The organism is Algoriphagus sp. (assembly GCF_030694375.1).
In the GTDB taxonomy this organism is placed as follows: Bacteria; Bacteroidota; Bacteroidia; order Cytophagales; family Cyclobacteriaceae; genus Algoriphagus.
This window is the reverse complement of the sequence record NZ_JAUXYL010000020.1, coordinates 180,156-201,355: the sequence shown is the minus strand read 5'-3', so window position 1 is coordinate 201,355 and position 21,200 is coordinate 180,156. Positions and strand designations below refer to the sequence as shown.

Below are 21,200 nucleotides of genomic sequence, written 5' to 3'. Positions count from 1 at the left end.
TGAGGAAGTTTAAAGGCTTTGAATCTAAGTAAAAAAAATCAATTACATTTTTGAAAGTAGCTGGGAAAGTTCTTTTCCTACCTGCCAACCAATCGCAACACCCATTCCTCCAAGCCGTACAGCGACAGCCGTTTTCTTACCAATCGATTGAATCAAGGGACTTTTCTTCGGCCCAAAAGCCATAATACCAGTCCATTCCATATCCCATTCGATATTCTTTCCGGGTAAAATCACTTCTTTTGCGAGATTTTCGAGGTGGCTTTTGATTTTTGGATTAGTCTCAAATTCGAGCGATTTTTCCTTCTCAAAATCTTTGTTTCGCGCTCCTCCCAATAAAAGTCGTCCGTCAATTTCCCGGAAATAAACAAATCCCTTGTCCATGTGAAAAGACCCTTTCCAAGGTAACTTTTCTGTTAGCGGCTTACTCAGCAATACGAGTCCTCGCCCGGGTTCCAATTCTGACTCTGGCCAAAGTTTTTTAGAAAAGGCATTTGTACATATCGCAACTTTTTCTCCCTTGAATTCAAAGACTTTATTTTTTCCCGTGTTTTCAGCCAAAACGATTCCCTCATCTTTCTGAACTTCCACTACTGATACACCTGTCAATATTCTAACCCCCATTTTTGAAGCTTTTTCCCAGAGTGCTCCCAAATAGGCTCCCGGGTCGAGTTCTCCTTCAAAATTATTTTCAACAACCAGTTTGACCCGGTCAGAAAAACCCAATTTTTCAGGCTTTTTGACTAGGGAAAAGACATCTTTCTTAAAAAGCTTTTTGAGCATCTTGTTGACTTCACCTATTTGATCTGCTGCAGCTATATTTTCAGCCTCCAAAAGCTCAAAACCATGCGTATGCTGATATCGAAGCCTTGCGTCACCAAAATTTTTACGGATTTGCTGAAGCCCCTTGTATCGCCTTTCCACCAAGGCAGTGACTTCTTTGGGACTCATACTCCAAAAGTCATCCAATATTTCTGTCAAGCTTCCAAAACAGGCAAAGCCTGCATTTTTGGTGCTCGCACCGGTCGGAAAAACACCCTTCTCCAAGACCAGCACACTCGCTTTGGGCTTTTTCTTTTTGTAATTGATCGCAGTAGAAAGCCCTGTAAAACCTGAGCCGATGACGATCAAGTCATAGCTAAAAAAGTTTTTTTGTTCCCAATAACTAAACATCTTTCAGCGGAAAGTTTAAAATTTGAAATGAGTTGCCTAATTTGAATCGAAACTACCTCATTTAAACCCAAAAAACCATGAGAAAAATTGATTTACTTCTCGAAGAGTATGGCGAAAGTCACCGAAATCAAACCAACAAATTGATTCATTGGTTTTGTGTGCCTGCGATTTTCTTCAGTGTAGTAGGGTTGATCTTCAGCGTTCCAGCCGGCCTTTTGCTTGAGCCCTTGTCATTTTTACACAACTTCGCCAACTGGGCTACCATTGCATTAGCACTTACTCTTATGTATTACATTTCACTTTCTGTGCCTTTGAGTATGGGAATGCTGTTTTTTTCAGCCTTGTGTCTTGCTTTGGCCAATTTCCTAAACATTGCTTTTCCTGGAAAGCTTTGGATCATAAGCATTGGAGTTTTTGTTATTGCTTGGATCATCCAGTTTTTAGGTCATAAAATCGAAGGAAAAAGACCTTCCTTTTTCAAAGACCTCCAGTTTCTACTCATCGGTCCTGCTTGGCTCATGCATTTTATCTACAAAAAAATCGGAATTGCTTATTGAATTCTCTCAATCCACTGGTGAATTGGAGAAAATCTCCTGAATCCGGTCGATGGCAAGCCTGTTTTTAGAGGAATAAATGCTGGTTAAAATTGACTTTTTCTCCCGTGCAGTCAATCGCCAATTCAATGAAGCCCGCTGCATTGTCTCCTGAGAACCTGTTAATTCTCCAACCTGAACATGCTCAGGAGCATATTCAAATTCGATTCGTTCCATCTCAAAAGGCATGGATTCATTCATATAATTAAAAAGAACCTCATTTTGGATGGTCTGAACATTGTCCCAATTGATGTAAATGTTTTTCAAAGGGGTAAAGATTTTTTCAAAAATCCGGGGTGGTTCCGTTTTTGGAATTTCAATTGATTTTTCGGAATCACGTATAGAGACCAAGACCACTCCACTGGTATTTTTCGCAACCCACTCCTGGAATACGTACAAAAAGCGTAAAGCATCCTGGACACCAAAATTATCGGACAATCCTGTATCCATCGTCTCCATAGTCGGCTCCGAGGGCAATTCGACATTGGGAGTGATAAATGGGAATGTCGCACTCATTCGTAGTGCGCTTAAAAACCTGAGATTTCCTGCGTCATGTGCAGCAAAAAAACGGAGAAAGTCGATGCTTTGCTTTTTTTCTTCCATACCGGTTTTCCCTAATGTTGAACTCCCCAAAAAAGACATCGAGTGAGGGGAAATGACCAATTTCCGTCCATCATTGGTCACCAGTGAGGTGACTGGAAGCAATGGGATTTTTGCCAGAAATTCAGGATCACGATACGCATTCAGGGGTTTATCCAATATCCCATGTGTGTTGATGTTCAGTTGATTTTCAAAGGCAAAACCACGGTCTTTCAGGTGGCTATATCCTCCATATTCAAAGCGCTGGTTTCGAATCAGCAAATCATTTACCAGCAACGTAAAAATGATTGGGTTGAGATTATCAGCAGAAATCTGATCTAAAAACCTGGCGTCTGTCGGATTGAAAGCCGAATCTGAAAGAGACCTCAAGTAAATCTCTCTGAAAAAAGCTTCTCCCAAAACTCCCCCGGAAGCTCCAGTGTACAACTCGGTATGCTTGGTAATTACCCCATTTGTCGCATGATGCATGGTCTGAAGGACATGAAGCGTCCAAAGTGCCGCACGCTGTCCTCCTCCACTGGCAGCCACTAGAACCAATTTTGGCAGGGAATCATTTGGGAATTTGGATTTCCAATTTTCGAGGATTCGCAGGGTGTTTTCCCTGTCCTTTTGCAGCGTATCCCGATGAACAAGCGAGTCCAATCTTGCCAAAGAGTAGATCGCAGGTTGAATTTCATAATTGATTCCGTATGCTTCGTGAGGACGATTTAAAAAAGAAAAATTTGAAAAATAATTGACTGAAAAAATCATCACAACTACCACCAACGTAGCCCAACTCCTCAACCAAAAGCTCATTGCCCCTACCAACATGACCAGAATCGCCAATAGTAAGGTCACACTCATCGCAGCGGGAAACTGCAGAATTTCTTTCTCTTTGAAAATCCCCAAAAACAAGACAACAACTATTAGGAAGATTTGGATCAGAAAGAGATTGAGGTGATTTTGATCAAAAACCCGAAGCAATTGTTGTGTTTCAAATCGTGCAATATCCGGTCGGACATCCTTCAATTTCAATCCAAGATCCAGATAAGTGATTACCTTATCTTTCCTGATTTTTAATTCTTTGTATTGGCTGAGAACTGTGGCCCGAGTCATCCGGACTTTCCGAAGTCTCTTATCCAAACTACCTGCAAAAAGGATGAAAAAGTCTTTGTTTGTGAACGCAAAATATCCGAAGATCAACCCAAAGCTAAATATACTGCCCAGGGAAAATCCAAAAAAATATTTCAGCACCACCCAGTCTGACGGTAGATCATTATCCAACTGGAAGACAACAAACTTTACAATGTACACCAGATAAAAAATCAGTGGAACTATCGAGTTATTTAAACAAAAATGAATGAAGGGCTTCGGAATAATAGCCAAAAACTTGAACTGCCTCCCGTCCATAATATAGGTGGTCATATGAAATGCCATTGTGAGAATGGCCAATCCTACTCCCATCAAAAAAAAACTCAACCAAGAAACCTTATGCAGATATTCCGGATCCAAAAAAAGAAATGGTATCCCAAGAACAACTCCAAACTGCTCAAGAATTACACCCAACAAAATCCCCCAAACAAAAACCAATGCAAGATTTTTCCGAAGGTGAAGAAGGAAAAGCTGGACAGGGAAGCTGTATAAAATTCTTTCTCGCATGGGTTTATTATTGAGAACAAGTTAATCTTTTTTGAGAAATCCACTTCACTCTCACGGCAGGATTAGTTTATTATAAGTTTTTCAACTGACTATCAGTGAATTGATAGATCCACCACTGTAAATCCAAAAGATATCCGAAGAAATCATTCGAAGCTTTAAAATAGAAAAAGTACCTTCGGATGTTTAAAACAGAAAAAAATGAGAACCTGGTTTTTGTGCAAAGTCAAATACGCAAAAGAAAATGAGGAAGGCTTGCTGAAGAGCATTTCCGAGCAATATTTGGTAGATGCGGTATCTTTTACGGAGGCCGAAGCGATTCTTTATGATCGACTGGGATCTCAAATCAGAGGAGACTTTCAAGTAACCGGCATCAGCAAAAGTAATATCGTGGACGTGTTTTTCTATGAGGATGCTGACCAATGGCATAAGTGTAAAATCACTTATTTGATTGCAGATGGAGACAATGGAAAGGAGAAAAAAGTCACACAATACATGATTGTCACTGCCGAGGATGTCAAACAAGCCTATGACAGAATACAGGAAAGTCTAAGCAACATGCTGGTGAGTTTCCGTGTCCCGGATATTACCGAAAGTCCAATTGTAGAAGTTTTCCCATTCGAAAAAGACGAGGTAGCAGATCAACTACCTCCTGGTAATTTCAGACCAGTCACACCTATAGAAGAAGAATAGAAAAAGAGCCACACCTGATGTGGCTCTTTTGGTTTAATTCAGGTCAGCATCCCCCTGATTGGAGATCACAAACTGAATAAGTTCTTCAAGGGGAATTCCGGCCCGTTCGCTACCGTCCTGAACATCTTCCCTACTAACCTGAGCGGCGAAAGTTTTGTCCTTTAATCGTTTTTTCACGCCCTTCACTTCCATTCCCAAATAGCCTTCAGGTCTCATCAAAGAATAAGCATGGACAAATCCACTTAGCTCATCAAAAGCATAGAGCATTTTGTCCATTTCAGAGATTGGTTCTACCCCAAAATATCTCGGCCCATGCGAGGCAATCGCTCGAATGATTTCCGGGTCAATTTGTCTTGATTCGAGTTCTTCAATGATTTTTTTGCAATGCTGATCCGGCCATTGGTCCCAATCAGCATCGTGCAGCAAACCTGCCAAATACCATTTCTGCACTATCAGCTCCCCGTACCCTTTTGAATTGGCGAAAGCCTTCATCAAGTGCGCCACCTGCTTCATGTGAACTTGGAGTTTATCATTTTTCACCCAATCGTTCAAGAGTGTTTTCGCCTCCTTTTCGGACAATATATTACCAATATGAAGGGTATTTCCAAAAGAGGAGCGATTTAAAAAAAGCGGATTGTTTTCCATTATAAATATATTTTAATGTATTTTGTATAAATTTTATTGGTTTACGTATTTCAAACGAAGATTTCATTTAAGTTTGCAAAATGCAGGATTGGAATTCCATACAGGTTTTGAGCAATCTAGCCATTACCTCTGAATATTTTCTCCAGGTGACTTTTGACAAGTCAGGGAAAGTCATGTCTTCTGATTCCGGCATTGGGCCTATTCCGTCACTTTTTGACCACAAAGAAAAACCAATCTATTTCGCAGATTGCTTTTTGGCTTCCGACTGGTCAAAATATGAAAATCAACGAATAAAAGCTTGGAAAAGCAGCCATCAATCTTTTCTGGTTGATTTACAAAAAATCAATCATCCCGATGGAAATACTGTTTCGACAAAATGGGAATTTTTCTTTATCACCGAGGACTTTGGGACATGCCTTGGACTTGGCCATCCTATTGAACCACTACGCCCATATAACCTAGGCTTGGGAGAATTTATTGATGGCACTACAAACGGGAATGAACTGGTAGATATTCTTTTAGAAAATAAGCTACTTGGATTTTGGGATTTTGACCCTGGCACCAAAAGAGATTACATCAGCAGCGGGGTGGCGCAAATGCTGGGATATTCAGAGAAAGAAATTCAAAGCATGAAAGAAATTTCATGGCAAAAACACATTCATCCCGAAGATTTTCAGGAATTATTAAGGGATCTTAATTTACATTTTAAAACTCCCGGAAATCTGCCATTCCGTAAGGAATTCAGGATTGTATCCAAAGGAAATCAAACAATATGGGTCGTGGGCTTTGGCAAAACTACCGACTGGGATTCCACAGGCCATCCACAGAAAATGCAGGGATTACTCATAGACATCACCGAAAAGAAGAAGCAGGAAATCTGGCTGAGAGAGCACCACTATTTTCTGCGGGACCTAGCTTTTCAACAATCTCATTCGCTAAGAGCGCGAGTAGCAAATATCCTTGGTGTTTTGGAAATACTGGACACGGAGCAACATACTCCGGAATCCAGAAAACTTCTTGAAATCCTAAAAACAGAATCCAAACAGCTCGATCAATCTCTAAAGAAAAGTATCAAGGAATCTGTGAATCAAAATGAATCCTGGGAACGTGGAATTGGTCCATTATGATTACAGGTTTTTGATTTTCCATTTAGCTTTCAGATAGCCCCAAACTATGCTGGGGCTTAGGGCTTTTTTCCTCTAGACACCTCCATCATATCCCACATTTCTTGAGGTATCTGATCTAAATTATTGAACTCTCCTGCACCTTTAAGCCACTCTCCACCATCAATTGTGATTACTTCTCCATTGACATAAGCCGAAAAATCAGAAACCAAATAGGCCGCAATATTTGCCAGTTCCTGATGCTCACCCACTCTGCCCACAGGAACTTTTTTAGCTGGATCGAATTTTTTTAACAAATCACCTGGCAGCAATCTACTCCAAGCACCCTCGGTCGGAAATGGCCCCGGAGCTATTGCATTGGATCGAATTCCATATTTTGCCCATTCTACTGCAAGGGAGCGGGTCAAAGCTAGTACTCCTGCCTTTGCTGCAGCAGAAGGGACCACATATCCAGACCCTGTCCAGGCATAGGTTGTCACAATATTTAAGAATGTTCCTGCCTGTTTATGTGCAATCCAATCCTTTCCGGCAGTAAGTGTGACCTGAGAAGTCCCTTTTAGCACAATATCCAACACCGTATTGAACGCATTGGTAGACAGTCTTTCTGTCGGACTGATAAAATTACCGGCTGCATTATTAAGTACTACGTGGATTTGACCCAACTCGGACTTTGCTTTTTCCCACATCGCCTCCACTTGATCGATGTCACGGACATCACAGGCTACCGGAATGACTTTGCCTCCGTTTTTTTCCATCATTTCTTTGGCAGTTTCTTGAAGGACATCGATTTTTCTCGATGTGATGACAAGATTAGCCCCCAGCTGCAAGAAATATTCCCCCATGGATCGACCAAGACCTGTACCGCCTCCGGTCACAAGAATGTTTTTATCTTTAAGTGCTCCCTCACGGAGCATTCCTTCGTTAAATTTCATGTGTTTATAATTTGATTTTTATTTGCCACATGGAATCTTCGCATGGATTCCCCGATAGCTCGGGGCATCCCAGTGTGTGACGATCCTAGTCATGCCTGCCTGTAGCAGACAGGCTCGATTTCATCTGTTTCTAATATGTTTTTCATTGTCTATTTCCATTATCTCGCAACCATCTACCTGAATCAGGCAGGACTGATTATATGTCTTTGAATTCTTTCGTTAAAGCCAAGATAGCAATCAGGCGCGGAATTTGAAAGCATCTCATTATTCACTATTCAAATGAAAAAATTCCTACTTCTTATTTCAGCTTCAATCCTTTCTTGGTCTTGTACAGAAGATGTCGGTAAAGACATCTCCACTGACTTAAGTCAGGAGGCGAATCAGTTTTTTCGGTTTTCTGAGGCAATAAATGAAAGCAGTTACCTCGGAAATATTTCCTTGACTGAGTATTTCAGGACATTTCCGGAAGAATTACCAGGATGCCCTGAAATTATCCGCAGTCCCGGTTCGAGAATCATTGAGCTGAACTATTCTAATCCACAGGAGTGCCAGCAGCCGAATAAAACGCTCAGAACAGGCAAAATCATTCTGGACTTTACGCTTTCCAATACTTCAAACCCATCTTGGTCGATGACCTATGAAAAATATTTCTTTGGAAAGACGTTAATTGACGGAGTCAGATATTTTGTAAATCCTTCGTTCAATGAAAACAAGGAAACTTTTGAAAATCTACAGGTTGAGCTTGAAAAAAATCTTGGTTTTGTAGCCAGTGGCTCCTTTTCCTATTCCGTGGCAAGGCTTGGTTCAAGGCCCTTTGCGCTCAGTACACGAGGAAGAATAGAAGGAAGAAATCCTGCTGGGCGTGATTTTTCCTTGGTCATTACAGAAGCAAAAGAACAGTCTTTCTCATGCTACCGGGATGGCTGGGAATTGCCTCAAAAAGGAAAAGAGAACTGGATCATCTCCAGAAGCCCCTCCAGTAGCATAGATTATAAAGTCCGGTTCGAACAGAGCATAAATTGCAATCCCGTTGTGACTTCAACTTTGCCAGATGGAAGATCGCTTCAGTTAAATCCATAAAAAAGCCCCGAATTTCTTCGAGGCCTCTCTAAGCAACTTTTACTCTGTTAATTAATATCTGTAATACTCCGGTTTGAACGGTCCTTGAACCTCCACTCCTATGTATTCAGCCTGATCAGCGGACAAAGTGTCCAATTCAACGCCCAATTTAGAAAGGTGAAGTGCTGCCACTTTCTCATCCAAATGCTTGGGAAGCACATACACTCCCGGCTGATAATTCTTGTAGTTGTCCCACAGCTCCAGCTGGGCCAAAGTCTGGTTTGTGAATGAATTGGACATCACAAAAGAGGGGTGACCCGTTGCGCAACCTAAATTCACCAATCGACCTTCTGCCAAAACAAGAATTTCTTTGCCATCCAAGTCGTACAGGTCAACCTGCGGTTTGATTACATTTTTGGTATGACCGTAGTTTTTGTTCAGCCAAGCCATATCGATTTCATTGTCGAAGTGGCCGATATTACATACGATCGCCTTGTCTTTCATAGATTTGAAGTGTTCGGCGGTGATGATGTTTTTGTTACCGGTAGCAGTGACGATGATGTCACCCTCTTTCACGGCATCCTTCATCTTTTTAACCGCAAACCCATCCATAGCAGCTTGCAGTGCGCAGATCGGATCAATCTCCGTCACAATCACACGTGCGCCAGCACCTTTCAATGAAGCCGCAGAACCTTTTCCTACGTCACCATATCCTGCCACAACGGCTACTTTACCAGCCATCATCACATCAGTAGCACGACGAATTGCATCCACTAGGGACTCCTTACAGCCGTATTTGTTGTCAAATTTAGATTTGGTTACAGAATCGTTCACGTTGATGGCAGGCATTGGAAGCGTACCGTTTTTCATTCTTTCGTAAAGCCTGTGTACTCCTGTGGTAGTTTCTTCAGACAATCCTCTGACACCGGCAACCAACTCAGGGTATTGATCCAATACCATGTTTGTCAAGTCACCACCATCGTCGAGAATCATATTCAATGGCTGTCTTTCTTCACCAAAAAATAAGGTCTGTTCGATACACCATTCGAATTCCTCTTCAGTCTGACCTTTCCATGCATAAACCTGGATTCCTGCAGCTGCAATAGCCGCTGCTGCGTGGTCCTGAGTGGAGAAAATATTACAAGAAGACCATGTTACTTCTGCTCCTAAGGCAACCAAAGTCTCAATCAAAACAGCAGTCTGGATTGTCATGTGAAGACAGCCGGCAACTCTAGCCCCTTTCAAAGGCTGCGATGGACCAAATTCGGCTCTTAAGGCCATTAATCCTGGCATTTCTGATTCCGCCAACCTGATTTCTTTTCTTCCCCACTCGGCAAGTGAGATGTCTTTTACTCGGTACTGAATGAATTTTTCAGATTTAATTTCTGACATGTTATTGATAGTTAAAGAATTAAACTCTTACAAGAACAGCAAAGTTACTGCTTAAATTTGGGAATAGAAAACTTGCTAAAGATTTGGGAAGGTGATTTCCTTAAGGCCAAAAAACCGCTCAGAACCATCTTTTAGCATTATTTGAAGTTTTCCATCTTGAGAAACACCGACTATTTTCCCATCAAATTCGATTTCACTTTCTGTGAAAGTTCCCCATATGTCTTTTAAAAACAAATGACTCAGATATTCCTTCCGAACCTCTTCCATTTTTCCCTTTTTTAAGGAAATGTAACCTTGCTCTAAGTGGGCAACGAGTAGTTTTAACAGCTCTTCAAGTTCATACTGTCCACCTGTAATCAAAGACAAAGAGGTGGCGTTTTTGTTTAGGAAATCTCGTTGATTGATGTTCAGTCCAATTCCTACAACGGCAAATTCCCATGCGGATGAATTGACAATATTTTCAATCAACACACCTCCGATTTTACCTCGGTCAGGTACTACCAAATCGTTAGGCCACTTTACTTTCAAGTCAGGGAGGTAGTCTTGAAGCATTCTGCGAATACTGTTAGAGATTACCATGTTAAGAAAAAACTGTTCGGACACATCCAGAAAGTTTGGCTTCAAAACCAGCGAAAAGGTCAAGTTTTGACCCGGCAGCGCTTCCCAAGTGTTACCTCGCTGACCTTTTCCCTGAGTTTGATGGTTACAGATTACAATTGTACCTTCATTGGCCTTCTCGGATCGGATCAGTTCGAGAGCTTTGTCATTAGACGAGTGACACTCTGGCAGGAAAAGAACATCTTTCCCCAAAAAAATCGTGTTGGCAAGAATTTTATACATTATTTTTCGGTTGGGCTAATAGGGTTACTTACATCGTCCCGTAAAATTAAATCAATATATGACAGCAGAAGCGCTGAGCAAGGTGATCGTCAAAGGAATGGAAGAAAAAAAAGCTTCTGAAATTTTAGTAATGGACCTTAGGAAAATAAAAAATTCAGTAACTGACTTTTTTGTAATCTGTTCCGGTAATTCAGACACGCAACTTGAAGCAATCTCAGAATCTATTGAAGCCGAAATACAAAAGGTAAATGAAACTCCTGCACGAAAAGTTGAGGGGAAATCAAACGGCGAATGGGTCTTGATGGATTATTTTGATGTCGTAGTCCATATTTTCCTGAAAGAGAAAAGAAATTATTATGGTTTGGAGGAGCTTTGGGGAGATGCCAAAACCATCCGAGTGAATTAAATACCCGAATAAACTTTCAAATGGTTAATCCGTTTTAGCATAATCTTAAAGAATTACCACAAAAGCGATGAGCGAAAAAAATAAGAATAAAAGCATACTTCCTAAGGCACCTCAAAAACCCAATTTTCAACTTTGGTTGATTATTGCTGCCGTAATGGTACTTCTGGGATTGACATGGATCCAACAGCGCGGGGCAGTGATTGATATCACGCAGAAGCGCTTTGAAGACATGTACATGTCCGGAGATGTCGCCAAGGTAGTAATCGTCCGAAACATGAACAGGGTAGATGTTACCCTGAAACCTGCCGCTTTACAAAACGCCAAATACAAGACTGAGTTAGAATCCAATTCTTCCTTTTTCAATCCGACTGGGCCACACTACGCGCTGCAAGTGACCACTTCGGATAAGTTCCAGACTGACTTTCAGGCTATGGAAGAAAAAATGCCTGAAGAAAGCAGGATTGGCGCTTCTGTGACCAATGAAGAAAACTGGAGCAGTTATTTCGGAAGCTTTGGGTTCCTGATTTTGCTATTCGTATTCTTCTGGTTTATGATGCGAAGAATGGCCGGACCCTCCGGGCCGGGAGGACAAATCTTCAATGTGGGTAAGTCAAAAGCTCAGCTTTTTGATGCAGAAAACAAAGTCAAGATCACGTTTGACAATGTTGCCGGATTGGATGAAGCCAAAGAAGAAATTCAGGAAATCGTAGAATTCCTCAAAAACCCCGGGAAATTCACCAAACTGGGAGGTAAAATCCCAAAAGGTGCACTGCTGGTAGGCCCTCCGGGCACCGGTAAAACCTTGCTTGCAAAAGCTGTAGCCGGTGAGGCAGGAGTACCATTCTTTACACTTTCAGGTTCTGACTTTGTCGAGATGTTCGTCGGTGTAGGAGCAGCACGAGTGCGTGACTTGTTTAAGCAGGCCAAAGAAAAAGCACCCTGTATCATCTTCATTGATGAAATTGATGCAATTGGTAGATCCAGAGGAAAGGGCCAAATGCCTGGTTCAAATGACGAGCGAGAGAATACCCTGAACTCACTCCTTGTAGAAATGGATGGCTTCGGTACCGATTCTGGCGTAATTGTACTTGCCGCCACCAACAGACCTGATGTCCTAGACAGCGCTCTATTGAGAGCGGGTCGATTTGACAGACAAATATCCATTGACAAGCCGGATATCAATGGCCGTGAAGCTATCTTCAAAGTGCACTTGAAGCCGATCAAAATCGCTGAGGATATCGATCCTAAAAAACTGGCTGCCCAAACTCCGGGATTTGCCGGTGCCGAAATCGCCAACGTGTGTAACGAAGCCGCCTTGATTGCCGCAAGAAGAAACAAAACTGCGGTGGATATGCAGGATTTTCAGGACGCAGTGGATCGGGTGATCGGCGGATTGGAGAAGAAAACCAAAATCATCTCCCCTGATGAAAAGAAAATTGTTGCCTATCATGAGGCGGGACACGCTGTAGCAGGCTGGTTTCTTGAGCATGCCGATCCTTTGGTAAAGGTGAGTATTGTACCTCGTGGAGTGGCGGCTTTGGGTTATGCTCAATACCTGCCAAAAGAGCAATTTCTTTATCAGACAGAGCAGTTGTTTGATGAGATGTGTATGACCCTGGGTGGACGTGCTGCTGAGGAGATCATCTTTGGGAAAATTTCAACCGGTGCACTGAGCGATCTGGAACGGATCACCAAGATGGCCTATTCCATCGTTTCGGTCTATGGAATGAATGAAAAATTAGGACACATTTCCTTCTATGACAGCAAGGCTGACGGTTATAAAATGACCAAGCCTTACTCTGAAGCAACCGCTGAGATGATTGATCAGGAAGTGAGCAAATTGATCCAATCTGCTTATACCCGTACGCTCGATCTTCTGAAAGAACACCGGGATCACTTGGAGATTCTGGCCAAAGAGCTTTTGGAAAAAGAAATCCTATTCCAGGCTGACTTGGAAAAACTGATCGGAAAGCGGCCTTTCGACAAGGAGACGACGTATCAAGCCTTCACCAACAAGAAGGACAAGGTGATCATCGCCCCGGAAGAAGTGAAAGAAGGGGCCAAAGAAGCTGAAACCGAGATTGAAAAAGTAGAGCTGCCGGAAGTCAAGACAGAAAAATAAGTACAAAAGCCCCGTTCCAATCGGGGCTTTTTTATTTTTGCTCCACGACATTATCTATTTACATGCAAGCTGCACCTCTTGACTTTTCTCTGAAAGGGAAAAAACTCTATTTTGCCTCTGACTTTCATTTGGGAGCACCGAATGAAACGGAAAGTAAAATCAGAGAAAAACGAATCATCCGTTGGCTCGATTCGATTTCAAATGATGCCGCTGCCATCTTTTTGGTAGGAGATATTTTTGATTTTTGGTTTGAATACGGTGAAGTCATTCCTAAAGGGTTTATTCCATTCATCTCAAAGATCTCCCAAATCAGGGAGCAGGGAATTCCCATCCTATTTTTCACAGGAAATCATGATCTCTGGATGAAAGACTACTTCACCAGAGAGCTGGGAATACCGGTATATCATCACCCGATTGTGCTATCTGTTGAAGGAAAAAAAATTCTGGTAGGACATGGAGACGGCTTGGGCCCGGGAGATAATTCATACAAATTCCTCAAAACTGTTTTCACCAATCCCTTTGCAAATTGGCTGTTCAGATGGCTTCATCCTGATCTTGGTGTTAAACTTGCCAAAGCATGGTCAAGCCGAAGTCGAATCACCAACATGGGTAAAAATGAAAATCGCTTCATGAATGAAGATGAATGGCTATGGCAATATTGCAAAGACCTGGAATCCCGATTTCATCATGATTTTTACATCTTCGGACATCGGCACCTTCCCTTGGAGCTTCCTGTTGGTGAAAAATCGACCTACTTCAATCTGGGGGAGTGGGTCTCCCAAAATACGTATTTGGAGTTTGATGCCGCAGGTGGAAAACTTATGACTTTCGAAAAATGAAGCACGCACCGATTCTGGTTTTTTGGCTGCTCTCCAATGTGCTTTTAGCTCAGGATAAACTTGAGTACGGAAACCCGATTTCAGAGATCAAGTTGAATAACTTAGATTTGGTTTCTCTCGATACACGGGACCAAATTTTTGTAAGTAACGCTACAGGTGATGTATACCTTTTTAACAAATCCGGTAAGCAGCTCAACCTCTTCTCTCCTACCCGGCAAGCCAGGATTCACCAATTGGAAGCTTCCTGGACGGTCAATATTTTCACCTTTTCGGCCGATCTTCAAGCGTATCGAATCATGGATCGCTTCCTGAACCCGATTGCCGAAAACAGCTTATTAATCAATACCATCACCCTCCCCAAAGCTGCAACCTTGGGAAACAACAACATCATCTGGATTTGGGATGAATCTGATCTTTCGCTGAAAAGTCTGGACTATCTCCGAAATATCATTATTCAATCGCAGCCCCTCAATTTGATTTTAAATTCAGTTGATCTGAAAGTGACCGAAATCCGGGAGTTCAAAAACCGCCTATTCATGAATGTCCCGACTACGGGAATTTTCATTTTTGACAATCAGGGGAATTTTATCCAAAAAGCGGATCTCCAATTCGACCAAAGGATGTGTTTCTACAACGAACATCTGTTTTGGGTCGATGGAGAAAATCTGAAAATGTATTCGATTTCGACCAAGGTCGTAACTGATTTGGGACCAACCCCTGTGAAAGGAATAGAATCAGTGCAGATTGGTCGGGAGATCATCACCTTTGTGGTAAAAAATGGGATCAACGTTTATGTCCTGCCTGAATCCCTAAACCGTTTGAAGTAAATTCTCCAACGTGATGAGTGTCTTGCCGAAGTGAATATCCACTCACTTCTCTAATTAAAACCTTTCTTTCTCCGAAAATATATTGATCCTTGTAATTTTCTAAAACTTCGGAATCCCTACGAAGTACAAATCAAATCCTCCCAACCCCCCTGGACGGTTGGAGGAAAAGATCATCAAACGATTGCTAAATTCTGGCTGTTCAGAGACGACAGGCCTGTATTCATCAAATTCGGAATTGATCTTTGGACCAAAATTGATCGGCACTGTCCAACCATTGGCAGTTTTCTGGGAATAATACAAATCATACCCCCCAAATCCTCCCGGTCGATCGGAAGAGAAGACCAACAAATCGCCATAGACGAAAGGCATGTGGTCATTAGAGGAAGTATTGAATGATAGCTTTTGAATAGTTTTTGAATTGCTTTGGCTAAGAAACTGAAGTGGGCTTTGACCTACTGGAATAGCTGCTTCATAGATATCAAACTTACCATCCTTATCAGAGGAAAAAATCATTTTTTCAGGACGCGAAGGTGTATTATCAATTCCTTTTATAAAATCTTTCCCATAAAAACAGGGGTACATTTCATTAGACTTTTCATTCAAAATTTGATGATTTTGAGTAATTCTTGCACCGATAGAAGGTTTTTCTTGTTCAGAAAAAATTGAATAAACTCCATCATTTTCTCTGCTAAATAGAAGCACCCGATTGCCTTCACTTTCAAGAAAACTGTAAGGCCCCTTTTCATGGGCGGGTGATTCTGTTCTGCGAACCATATCTCTAAAAGATTGAAATTTCGCATCGAAAAGTTTGTTTGAAGAATTAACCAAAAGTATTCCATCAGATCTATCCCAATTAAAATCAATACTTGAAACAACCAGATTAAAATCTAAAGATTGATTATTTCCACGATTTGTTGAAAAAACCAATTGAACCTCGTGGTTTACAAATGGAATATCAGAATTTATATCATCAAAGGATGAGTTAAGTTCACCAAGATTGACAGGATTTTCGGGGAATTGACCTGTATTAAACTTATCACAAGCGAAAAGTAAGATAAGGAGTCCAAAAAGACTTAAGTTCTTTTTCAACTTAGTTATACCACATTCATACCTAAAAGCTAAAATCTCCAAATTTCTCACAGGGAAATCCCCAGAGGGTTTGATTGTTTGATTGTTTGATTGTTTGATTTCATAAGTTTTCAGAAAAGTTTATGGTTAAATTGAAGAATATCAGAAAAGTAGAGCTAAAAAATAATCAGAGCAATACCCTATATAGGGTATTTTTTGATGGTTTTAAATCTCCGCCTCCGTGAGTGTCGCCACTCACGGTTCAATTTATAATGTTTTTGCTTTCTGCCGAAGTGAATATCTCCACTCACTTCATCCCAAATGGATCATTTGCATTGTCTGTGTGTGGCTTGAGAATCAATTGAGCGGAGACATTCACAAAAGCAAAGATTTTGAATTGGAAGATTAGGAGTGGGAAATCACGTGAGTGGAGACACTCACATGGGCGATTCCTACTACTGAGTTCTCGGTAAAAAAATCTCAGCCATCATACACCTGGCACTGCCTCCACCTAGTTTTTCGATGGTCGGAATAGCAGGACTGATGATGGTCGTGTACTTTTCGATTTGTTGGATCTGCCCCACATTGAGCGCATCCAAGGCAGCTTGAGACATCACGGTGAATTTTTCGCCCCCATCATTGCTTACTTCCAGCATATTTCCCGCAAAATTGAATTTTTGCTTGGCCGTAATCGGAATCAGTTTCTTCCCGGATTTGGTCAAAGATTCCTGCACCATTCTTCGCTCTGAAGCTTTGGGGATGCTATCCAGGCACACCACTGCCAAATCGGTCCCCACGTGCATCATCACATTGGTATGATAAATCTGACTGCTCACACCGTCGATCTCCTGAGAAGCTTCAAAGCCAATCACGGAGTACCCCAGAATCTTGGCTACATAGTCCAAAGGGACAGGATGCGTGCGTTGGGAATAGCAGGCATAAATCACCTTAGCCTGATGGTCCATCACCATGCTTCCCGTGCCTTCCATGTATTGCCCACTGTCCTCAAAAAAACTCAGGTCAATGATTTCATTCACATTGAAGCCCAGATGCATCAACTGCTCAATGATGTCCTTTCTCCGTTCCAGTCTCCGGTTGGGGGAAAACATCGGATAAAGTATCAGCTTCCCATCCCCATGTGTGCTAAACCAGTTATTCGGAAAAACCGAATCCGTCTTAACAGGAAAGTCTGTGTCCTCAATCACCACCACTCTCACACCTTGATCACGTAGCAGAGCTACAAATCCATCAAATTCCGCTCGAGCCAATTGTCGGATTTCATCTTGGGATCGGGAATCCTGCTTCTGGTAAAAGTTATTTTCAGCCGTCTCCGGATTGAATCCAAAGTTGGCGGGACGAACCATCAGAATCGTGGAGCTGGTCTGCATAACTTAGTATTTGGCTGGATAGCGGTACAAAACCGGATGAATATTATAGCGCTTTTCACTGATGGTGTAATAGGCTTTTCCGTCCGGCTGAAAGCCAATGGCCTCCCCTTGCGGCTCGGGCACGTAGGGCAATTCCTTCGGGCTTCTTGATAGGGCATCGGCCACGGTTTCACCCTGTTTTCTATCCCAGTAGTAAATTTTAAAGTAGTTTTTGATCAGGATTTTTGAACCATCCTGACTGATGTCTGCTGCTGTTGCACTGGTAAATGGGAGTTTGCCCACCGCTGTTGCAACTACCTCTTTTTTTCCAAAATCATCGGATTTCAGGCAGAAAACCGTGTTTTTCTTATCCCGCTTGGACACGATAAACAAATCTCCCGAAATAGGATCCACAAACAAACTCTCTGCGTCCATAGCACCCTCTGGGTAGGTGAATTTCAAAACCTCGGGCTTTACGGTAATCTTCTTTTCGATTATAGAGGGTTCCAAAAAACGATAAATCTTCACAGACTTATGGACACCCGCATTATCCCCGATTTCCGCCACATAGACATAGGATTTTCCACCGGGTCCAGGCCCCACTGCGATATCTTCCCAATCCCGATTTTCTGTATCCTTCAGCACAATCTTCCCGATTTCATTTCCCAGAGAATCCAATACGTAAACAGTCGCCTCTCCCCCGCTGTCGGTATGTGTATAGAATTTATCAGGATGATTTTTGGAAAAAGCCAAGCCACTCATTTCCTCCAAAACAGGATTTTCAATTGATCGAATCAGAATTCCGGATTCAAAGATCGAATCAGAAACTTGCTGTGCAAATCCTGAAAATGAAAGAAGGAGGAAGAAAGAAAGTAATTTATACATCAAGTCAAAAATACGGGAAATGATGGTTTTTGACTGAAAAAGTAAGAAACCTTCCTATTAATTCAATTGAAAAACAATCAGTACGCAGTCGCGGTTGGCAGCAGGATGTCAAGCTGAGTTGGAAATATTCTGCGAACATACAAAAAGGAAATGACAGGGTTTTGCACACCAAGTAAGTCAATAAATGTAAAACCACATTTGATTTAACCTGCGTAAACAAAACATCGATCGGAAGGGCGCGGTGGGAGGATTTGCCCCTGCCTGCAGCAGGCAGGAGCGAGCCAGCGTTCGGCCTCGTGCGGTTGGAGCTTTGGCAAATCTTGACCTTTTGGTTCTTTTGGGTCAAGCCAAAAGAACGAAGAAAAAGAATAACCTAAGCTTAGAACCAGAATTAACTTGTTCATGGTGAGAAATCTCACTTCATTAAATCGGAATATAATTTCGAATAATTAGTAAAAACAAAATTTAATGCAATCCGCCATCGGTAGCGGAGTCGAAGCCATTTTGTGTAATTAGTTTTCAGTTACCTTAGGCGGGATGTCCCCTGTAAGTGTTGTGAGTAGTGAACAGTAAGTTGTGAGTAGTGAATAGTAAGTAGTGAGTCGTCGTACATTACAACTCACCACTTACTTTTTACCGCTTACCTACTTTCCCCAAGCAAATAAGGCCCCGAAAACTACCTACTTCAACTTAAGCCTTAAAAGGCAATTCATAATTCCTCTTTCCTGTCAACTTATAAATCGCATTTGCCAAGGCAGGAATAAATGGCGGAACAGGTGGCTCCCCTACTCCTGTTGGCTTCTCCATACTTGGTATAATCTCGACAAAGGTCTTTTTGGGAGCTTGTGGCATCCGGATGACCTTGTAGGTGTCAAAGTTGTTTTGCTGGACCTTGCCATTTTCAAAAGTGATTGCCGAAGTCATCGCCAAACTCGTGGCAAACTGAGCGCCTCCTTCAAACTGGGAACGGATACGATCTGTATTTACACCGATTCCACAGTCCACCGCATAGTAAACTTCCGGAATGATGAGGTTACCTGCAGCATCTTTTTCCACCGTCACCACACAGGCCACATAGGTCAGGAAGCTTTTATGCGCAGCAAAGCCAACTGCTTTGCCATCCGCAAGTTTCTGCTTCCAATTTGACTTCTCAGCTACTGTCTGGATGACTTTTTTCATTCGTCCGGTATTCCAGGGGAAATCTTCAATTTTCTCTCCGTAGTTTCCGTAATCTCCTATCATTTCACTTGCAAAAGCCAGGTCCTTGTCCTCACCCAAAAGTTGGATGGCCTGATCTATCGGATCTATCCCGCGGGTCTCGGCAATCTCATCCAGCATGGTACAGATCGCAAAGGCATGGTGAATGTTGCTCACCGAACGCAGCCAACCCACCCGAGTATGCGCAGTGGATTCATGAGCTTCGATCCGGATGTTTGGCACATCGTAAGGGAAATCCCGGCATCCCAAATCCAATTCCCCATCCGAAGGTAGGCCGGGGCTATTGGTTGATCCAATCGCAGGAAAAACAGTATGGTGATTCCATCCTGTCAGATTGCCGCTGCCATCCAGGGTAGCGACAATACGCTGTGCACTGTGAGAGTGGTAATAATCATGGTGAAGGTCGCATTCTCTGGTCCACTGAACCCGAACAGGAACTCCGGCTGCCTTGGAAAGCAATGCTGCTTCCACGACGTAATCCGGCTTGGACTTTCGCCCAAACCCTCCTCCGAGCAATGTGACATTCAATTTGACTTTTGAAACATCTATTCCCAAAGCGCCAGCCACAGCACCTCTGGCCCACTGTGGATGCTGACTTGGCGCCCAGATTTCTACCGAGCCATCCGCCTTCACATCGGCAATGGCAGCTGGTGGCTCCACTGTTGAGTGTGCATAAAAAGGAGCCAAATAGGTCTTTTCCATAATTTTTCCGGAGGAAGACTTTGCCTGATTGAAGTTTCCCCGCTCTCGCTTGACCGTGCCTTTAGCCGCTGTACTTTTCAACATACTTTGCAATTGATTGGCGGAATTGTAGGTTTGATTTGGACCCAAATCCCATTCAATCTCCAAAGCCTGACTTCCTTTGATCGCTGCCCAGGTATTTTCAGCCAAAACAGCAAGGCCTTCCAATGGCTTATCCAAGCCGGCCGGAAGACCAGGTCCGTCAATTTTTATCACTTTTTTAACTCCCGGAATCGCCAAAGCTTTTTCATCATTGTAGGATGTCGCTTTTGCTCCAACTACAGGACTTCTTTGGACAACGGCGATCAGCATATTTGGAAGATTCACATCGGCTCCAAAAACCGCCTTACCCGTAGCGATATCTTTCGCATCATAAATGGGAACGTCTTTTCCAACCAGCTTGTAGCTTGAAAAATCCTTCATCTGAAGGTCCTCCGGCTTGGGAATTTCCATTTCCTTAATCTGAGCGACCAGGTCACCAAATGGAATCTTTTTGCTTGAACCTTTTAAAATCACATGGCTTGCCTCGGTATCACATTCGGATGGATCGACTCTCCATTCTTTTGCAGCAGCCTGCACCAACATGTGCCGGGCAGTGGCTCCAGCCTTTTTCATAGGTTCGTAAAACATCCTGACAGAAAAAGAACCGTCTGTATTTTGGTTTCCGTACTTGTCCTCGTCCCCTTCCGCCTGAATGATTTTCACCTTGCTCCAGTCCGCTCCAAGCTCGTCGGCTACGATCATCGGCAGGGAAGTCCGGATACCGGTTCCCATCTCTGACCGGTGCGCCAGGATGGTGACGATATTATCCGAACCGATACTGACAAAGACATTTGGTGCAAAAGAGATCAGCTCGCCCTTGGGTCCGCTACATTGGAAGTTGACTCCCAATACAAATCCTCCTGCGGCCAGCGAACCGATTTTCAGAAAATCCCTTCTGGAAGCTCTGAAAATCTCACTCCGGTCACTTGTACTGATTGAAGTTGAAGACCCTGTCTTCTGCTTATTCAAAAATGGCAATTTAGGCATCATGACTTTGCTGAT

The 21,200-nt window shown here is 42.6% G+C and carries 18 protein-coding genes; 8 read left to right on the top strand and 10 right to left on the bottom strand.

Annotation, left to right across the window (positions count from 1 at the left end; all coding sequences use genetic code 11):
- Positions 1–42: 42 nt before the first annotated feature.
- Entirely contained in the window at positions 43–1,170 is a 1,128-nt protein-coding gene (locus tag Q8M62_RS05735; protein WP_304902439.1) for an FAD-binding oxidoreductase, read from the bottom strand.
- Positions 1,171–1,247: 77 nt separating this feature from the next.
- Here Q8M62_RS05735 and Q8M62_RS05730 point away from each other — a divergent pair, with 77 nt between their 5' ends.
- Positions 1,248–1,727 (top strand): DUF962 domain-containing protein, encoded by a 480-nt coding sequence (locus tag Q8M62_RS05730; RefSeq protein WP_304902440.1) that lies wholly within the window; start codon positions 1,248–1,250, stop codon positions 1,725–1,727.
- 6 nt (positions 1,728–1,733) lie between these two features.
- Here the strand turns inward: Q8M62_RS05730 and Q8M62_RS05725 are convergent, their stop codons facing one another.
- Entirely contained in the window at positions 1,734–4,001 is a 2,268-nt protein-coding gene (locus tag Q8M62_RS05725; protein ID WP_304902441.1) for a patatin-like phospholipase family protein, read from the bottom strand.
- A gap of 198 nt (positions 4,002–4,199) precedes the next feature.
- Between Q8M62_RS05725 and Q8M62_RS05720 the strand changes: the two genes are divergently transcribed.
- Positions 4,200–4,691, top strand: coding sequence for a DUF4494 domain-containing protein (locus tag Q8M62_RS05720; protein ID WP_092728445.1), 492 nt, complete (start codon positions 4,200–4,202; stop codon positions 4,689–4,691).
- 33 nt (positions 4,692–4,724) lie between these two features.
- Here the strand turns inward: Q8M62_RS05720 and Q8M62_RS05715 are convergent, their stop codons facing one another.
- The gene (locus tag Q8M62_RS05715; RefSeq protein ID WP_304902442.1) at positions 4,725–5,336 is read right to left on the bottom strand and encodes an HD domain-containing protein; all 612 of its coding nucleotides are present in this window, start codon (positions 5,334–5,336) and stop codon (positions 4,725–4,727) included.
- A gap of 80 nt (positions 5,337–5,416) precedes the next feature.
- Here Q8M62_RS05715 and Q8M62_RS05710 point away from each other — a divergent pair, with 80 nt between their 5' ends.
- The gene (locus tag Q8M62_RS05710) at positions 5,417–6,463 is read left to right on the top strand and encodes a PAS domain-containing protein (protein ID WP_304902443.1); all 1,047 of its coding nucleotides are present in this window, start codon (positions 5,417–5,419) and stop codon (positions 6,461–6,463) included.
- 56 nt (positions 6,464–6,519) lie between these two features.
- Here Q8M62_RS05710 and Q8M62_RS05705 read toward each other — a convergent pair whose 3' ends face one another.
- Entirely contained in the window at positions 6,520–7,392 is an 873-nt protein-coding gene (locus Q8M62_RS05705; protein ID WP_304902444.1) for an SDR family oxidoreductase, read from the bottom strand.
- Between the two features lie 279 nt (positions 7,393–7,671).
- Here Q8M62_RS05705 and Q8M62_RS05700 point away from each other — a divergent pair, with 279 nt between their 5' ends.
- The gene (locus tag Q8M62_RS05700) at positions 7,672–8,472 is read left to right on the top strand and encodes a hypothetical protein (protein ID WP_304902445.1); all 801 of its coding nucleotides are present in this window, start codon (positions 7,672–7,674) and stop codon (positions 8,470–8,472) included.
- A gap of 51 nt (positions 8,473–8,523) precedes the next feature.
- Here Q8M62_RS05700 and ahcY read toward each other — a convergent pair whose 3' ends face one another.
- Both ahcY and Q8M62_RS05690 read right to left on the bottom strand, forming a co-directional pair.
- On the bottom strand, positions 8,524–9,843 hold the full coding sequence (ahcY, locus tag Q8M62_RS05695; protein ID WP_304902446.1) for an adenosylhomocysteinase: 1,320 nt from the start codon (positions 9,841–9,843) through the stop codon (positions 8,524–8,526).
- 75 nt (positions 9,844–9,918) lie between these two features.
- Positions 9,919–10,683 carry a biotin--[acetyl-CoA-carboxylase] ligase gene (locus Q8M62_RS05690; protein WP_304902447.1) on the bottom strand — a complete coding sequence of 255 codons (765 nt, stop codon included), beginning with the start codon at positions 10,681–10,683 and terminating at the stop codon, positions 9,919–9,921.
- A 58-nt stretch (positions 10,684–10,741) separates the two neighbouring features.
- Here Q8M62_RS05690 and rsfS point away from each other — a divergent pair, with 58 nt between their 5' ends.
- From rsfS to Q8M62_RS05670, 4 genes are all read left to right on the top strand, one after another.
- Positions 10,742–11,089 carry a ribosome silencing factor gene (gene rsfS, locus Q8M62_RS05685; protein ID WP_305351147.1) on the top strand — a complete coding sequence of 116 codons (348 nt, stop codon included), beginning with the start codon at positions 10,742–10,744 and terminating at the stop codon, positions 11,087–11,089.
- A 67-nt stretch (positions 11,090–11,156) separates the two neighbouring features.
- Entirely contained in the window at positions 11,157–13,211 is a 2,055-nt protein-coding gene (ftsH, locus tag Q8M62_RS05680) for an ATP-dependent zinc metalloprotease FtsH (RefSeq protein ID WP_304902449.1), read from the top strand.
- Between the two features lie 62 nt (positions 13,212–13,273).
- Positions 13,274–14,050 (top strand): UDP-2,3-diacylglucosamine diphosphatase, encoded by a 777-nt coding sequence (locus Q8M62_RS05675; RefSeq protein WP_304902450.1) that lies wholly within the window; start codon positions 13,274–13,276, stop codon positions 14,048–14,050.
- Positions 14,047–14,877 carry a hypothetical protein gene (locus Q8M62_RS05670; protein ID WP_304902451.1) on the top strand — a complete coding sequence of 277 codons (831 nt, stop codon included), beginning with the start codon at positions 14,047–14,049 and terminating at the stop codon, positions 14,875–14,877. The genes Q8M62_RS05675 and Q8M62_RS05670 overlap by 4 nt, the downstream gene beginning before the upstream one ends.
- 99 nt (positions 14,878–14,976) lie before the next feature.
- Here Q8M62_RS05670 and Q8M62_RS05665 read toward each other — a convergent pair whose 3' ends face one another.
- From Q8M62_RS05665 to Q8M62_RS05650, 4 genes are all read right to left on the bottom strand, one after another.
- The gene (locus tag Q8M62_RS05665; protein ID WP_304902452.1) at positions 14,977–15,651 is read right to left on the bottom strand and encodes a hypothetical protein; all 675 of its coding nucleotides are present in this window, start codon (positions 15,649–15,651) and stop codon (positions 14,977–14,979) included.
- Between the two features lie 749 nt (positions 15,652–16,400).
- Positions 16,401–17,333: a citrulline utilization hydrolase CtlX gene (gene ctlX, locus Q8M62_RS05660; RefSeq protein WP_304902453.1), complete on the bottom strand. Its 933-nt coding sequence runs from the start codon at positions 17,331–17,333 to the stop codon at positions 16,401–16,403.
- A gap of 3 nt (positions 17,334–17,336) precedes the next feature.
- Positions 17,337–18,197 carry a hypothetical protein gene (locus Q8M62_RS05655; protein ID WP_304902454.1) on the bottom strand — a complete coding sequence of 287 codons (861 nt, stop codon included), beginning with the start codon at positions 18,195–18,197 and terminating at the stop codon, positions 17,337–17,339.
- 690 nt (positions 18,198–18,887) lie between these two features.
- Positions 18,888–21,188, bottom strand: coding sequence for a xanthine dehydrogenase family protein molybdopterin-binding subunit (locus tag Q8M62_RS05650; protein WP_304902455.1), 2,301 nt, complete (start codon positions 21,186–21,188; stop codon positions 18,888–18,890).
- Positions 21,189–21,200 lie beyond the last annotated feature (12 nt).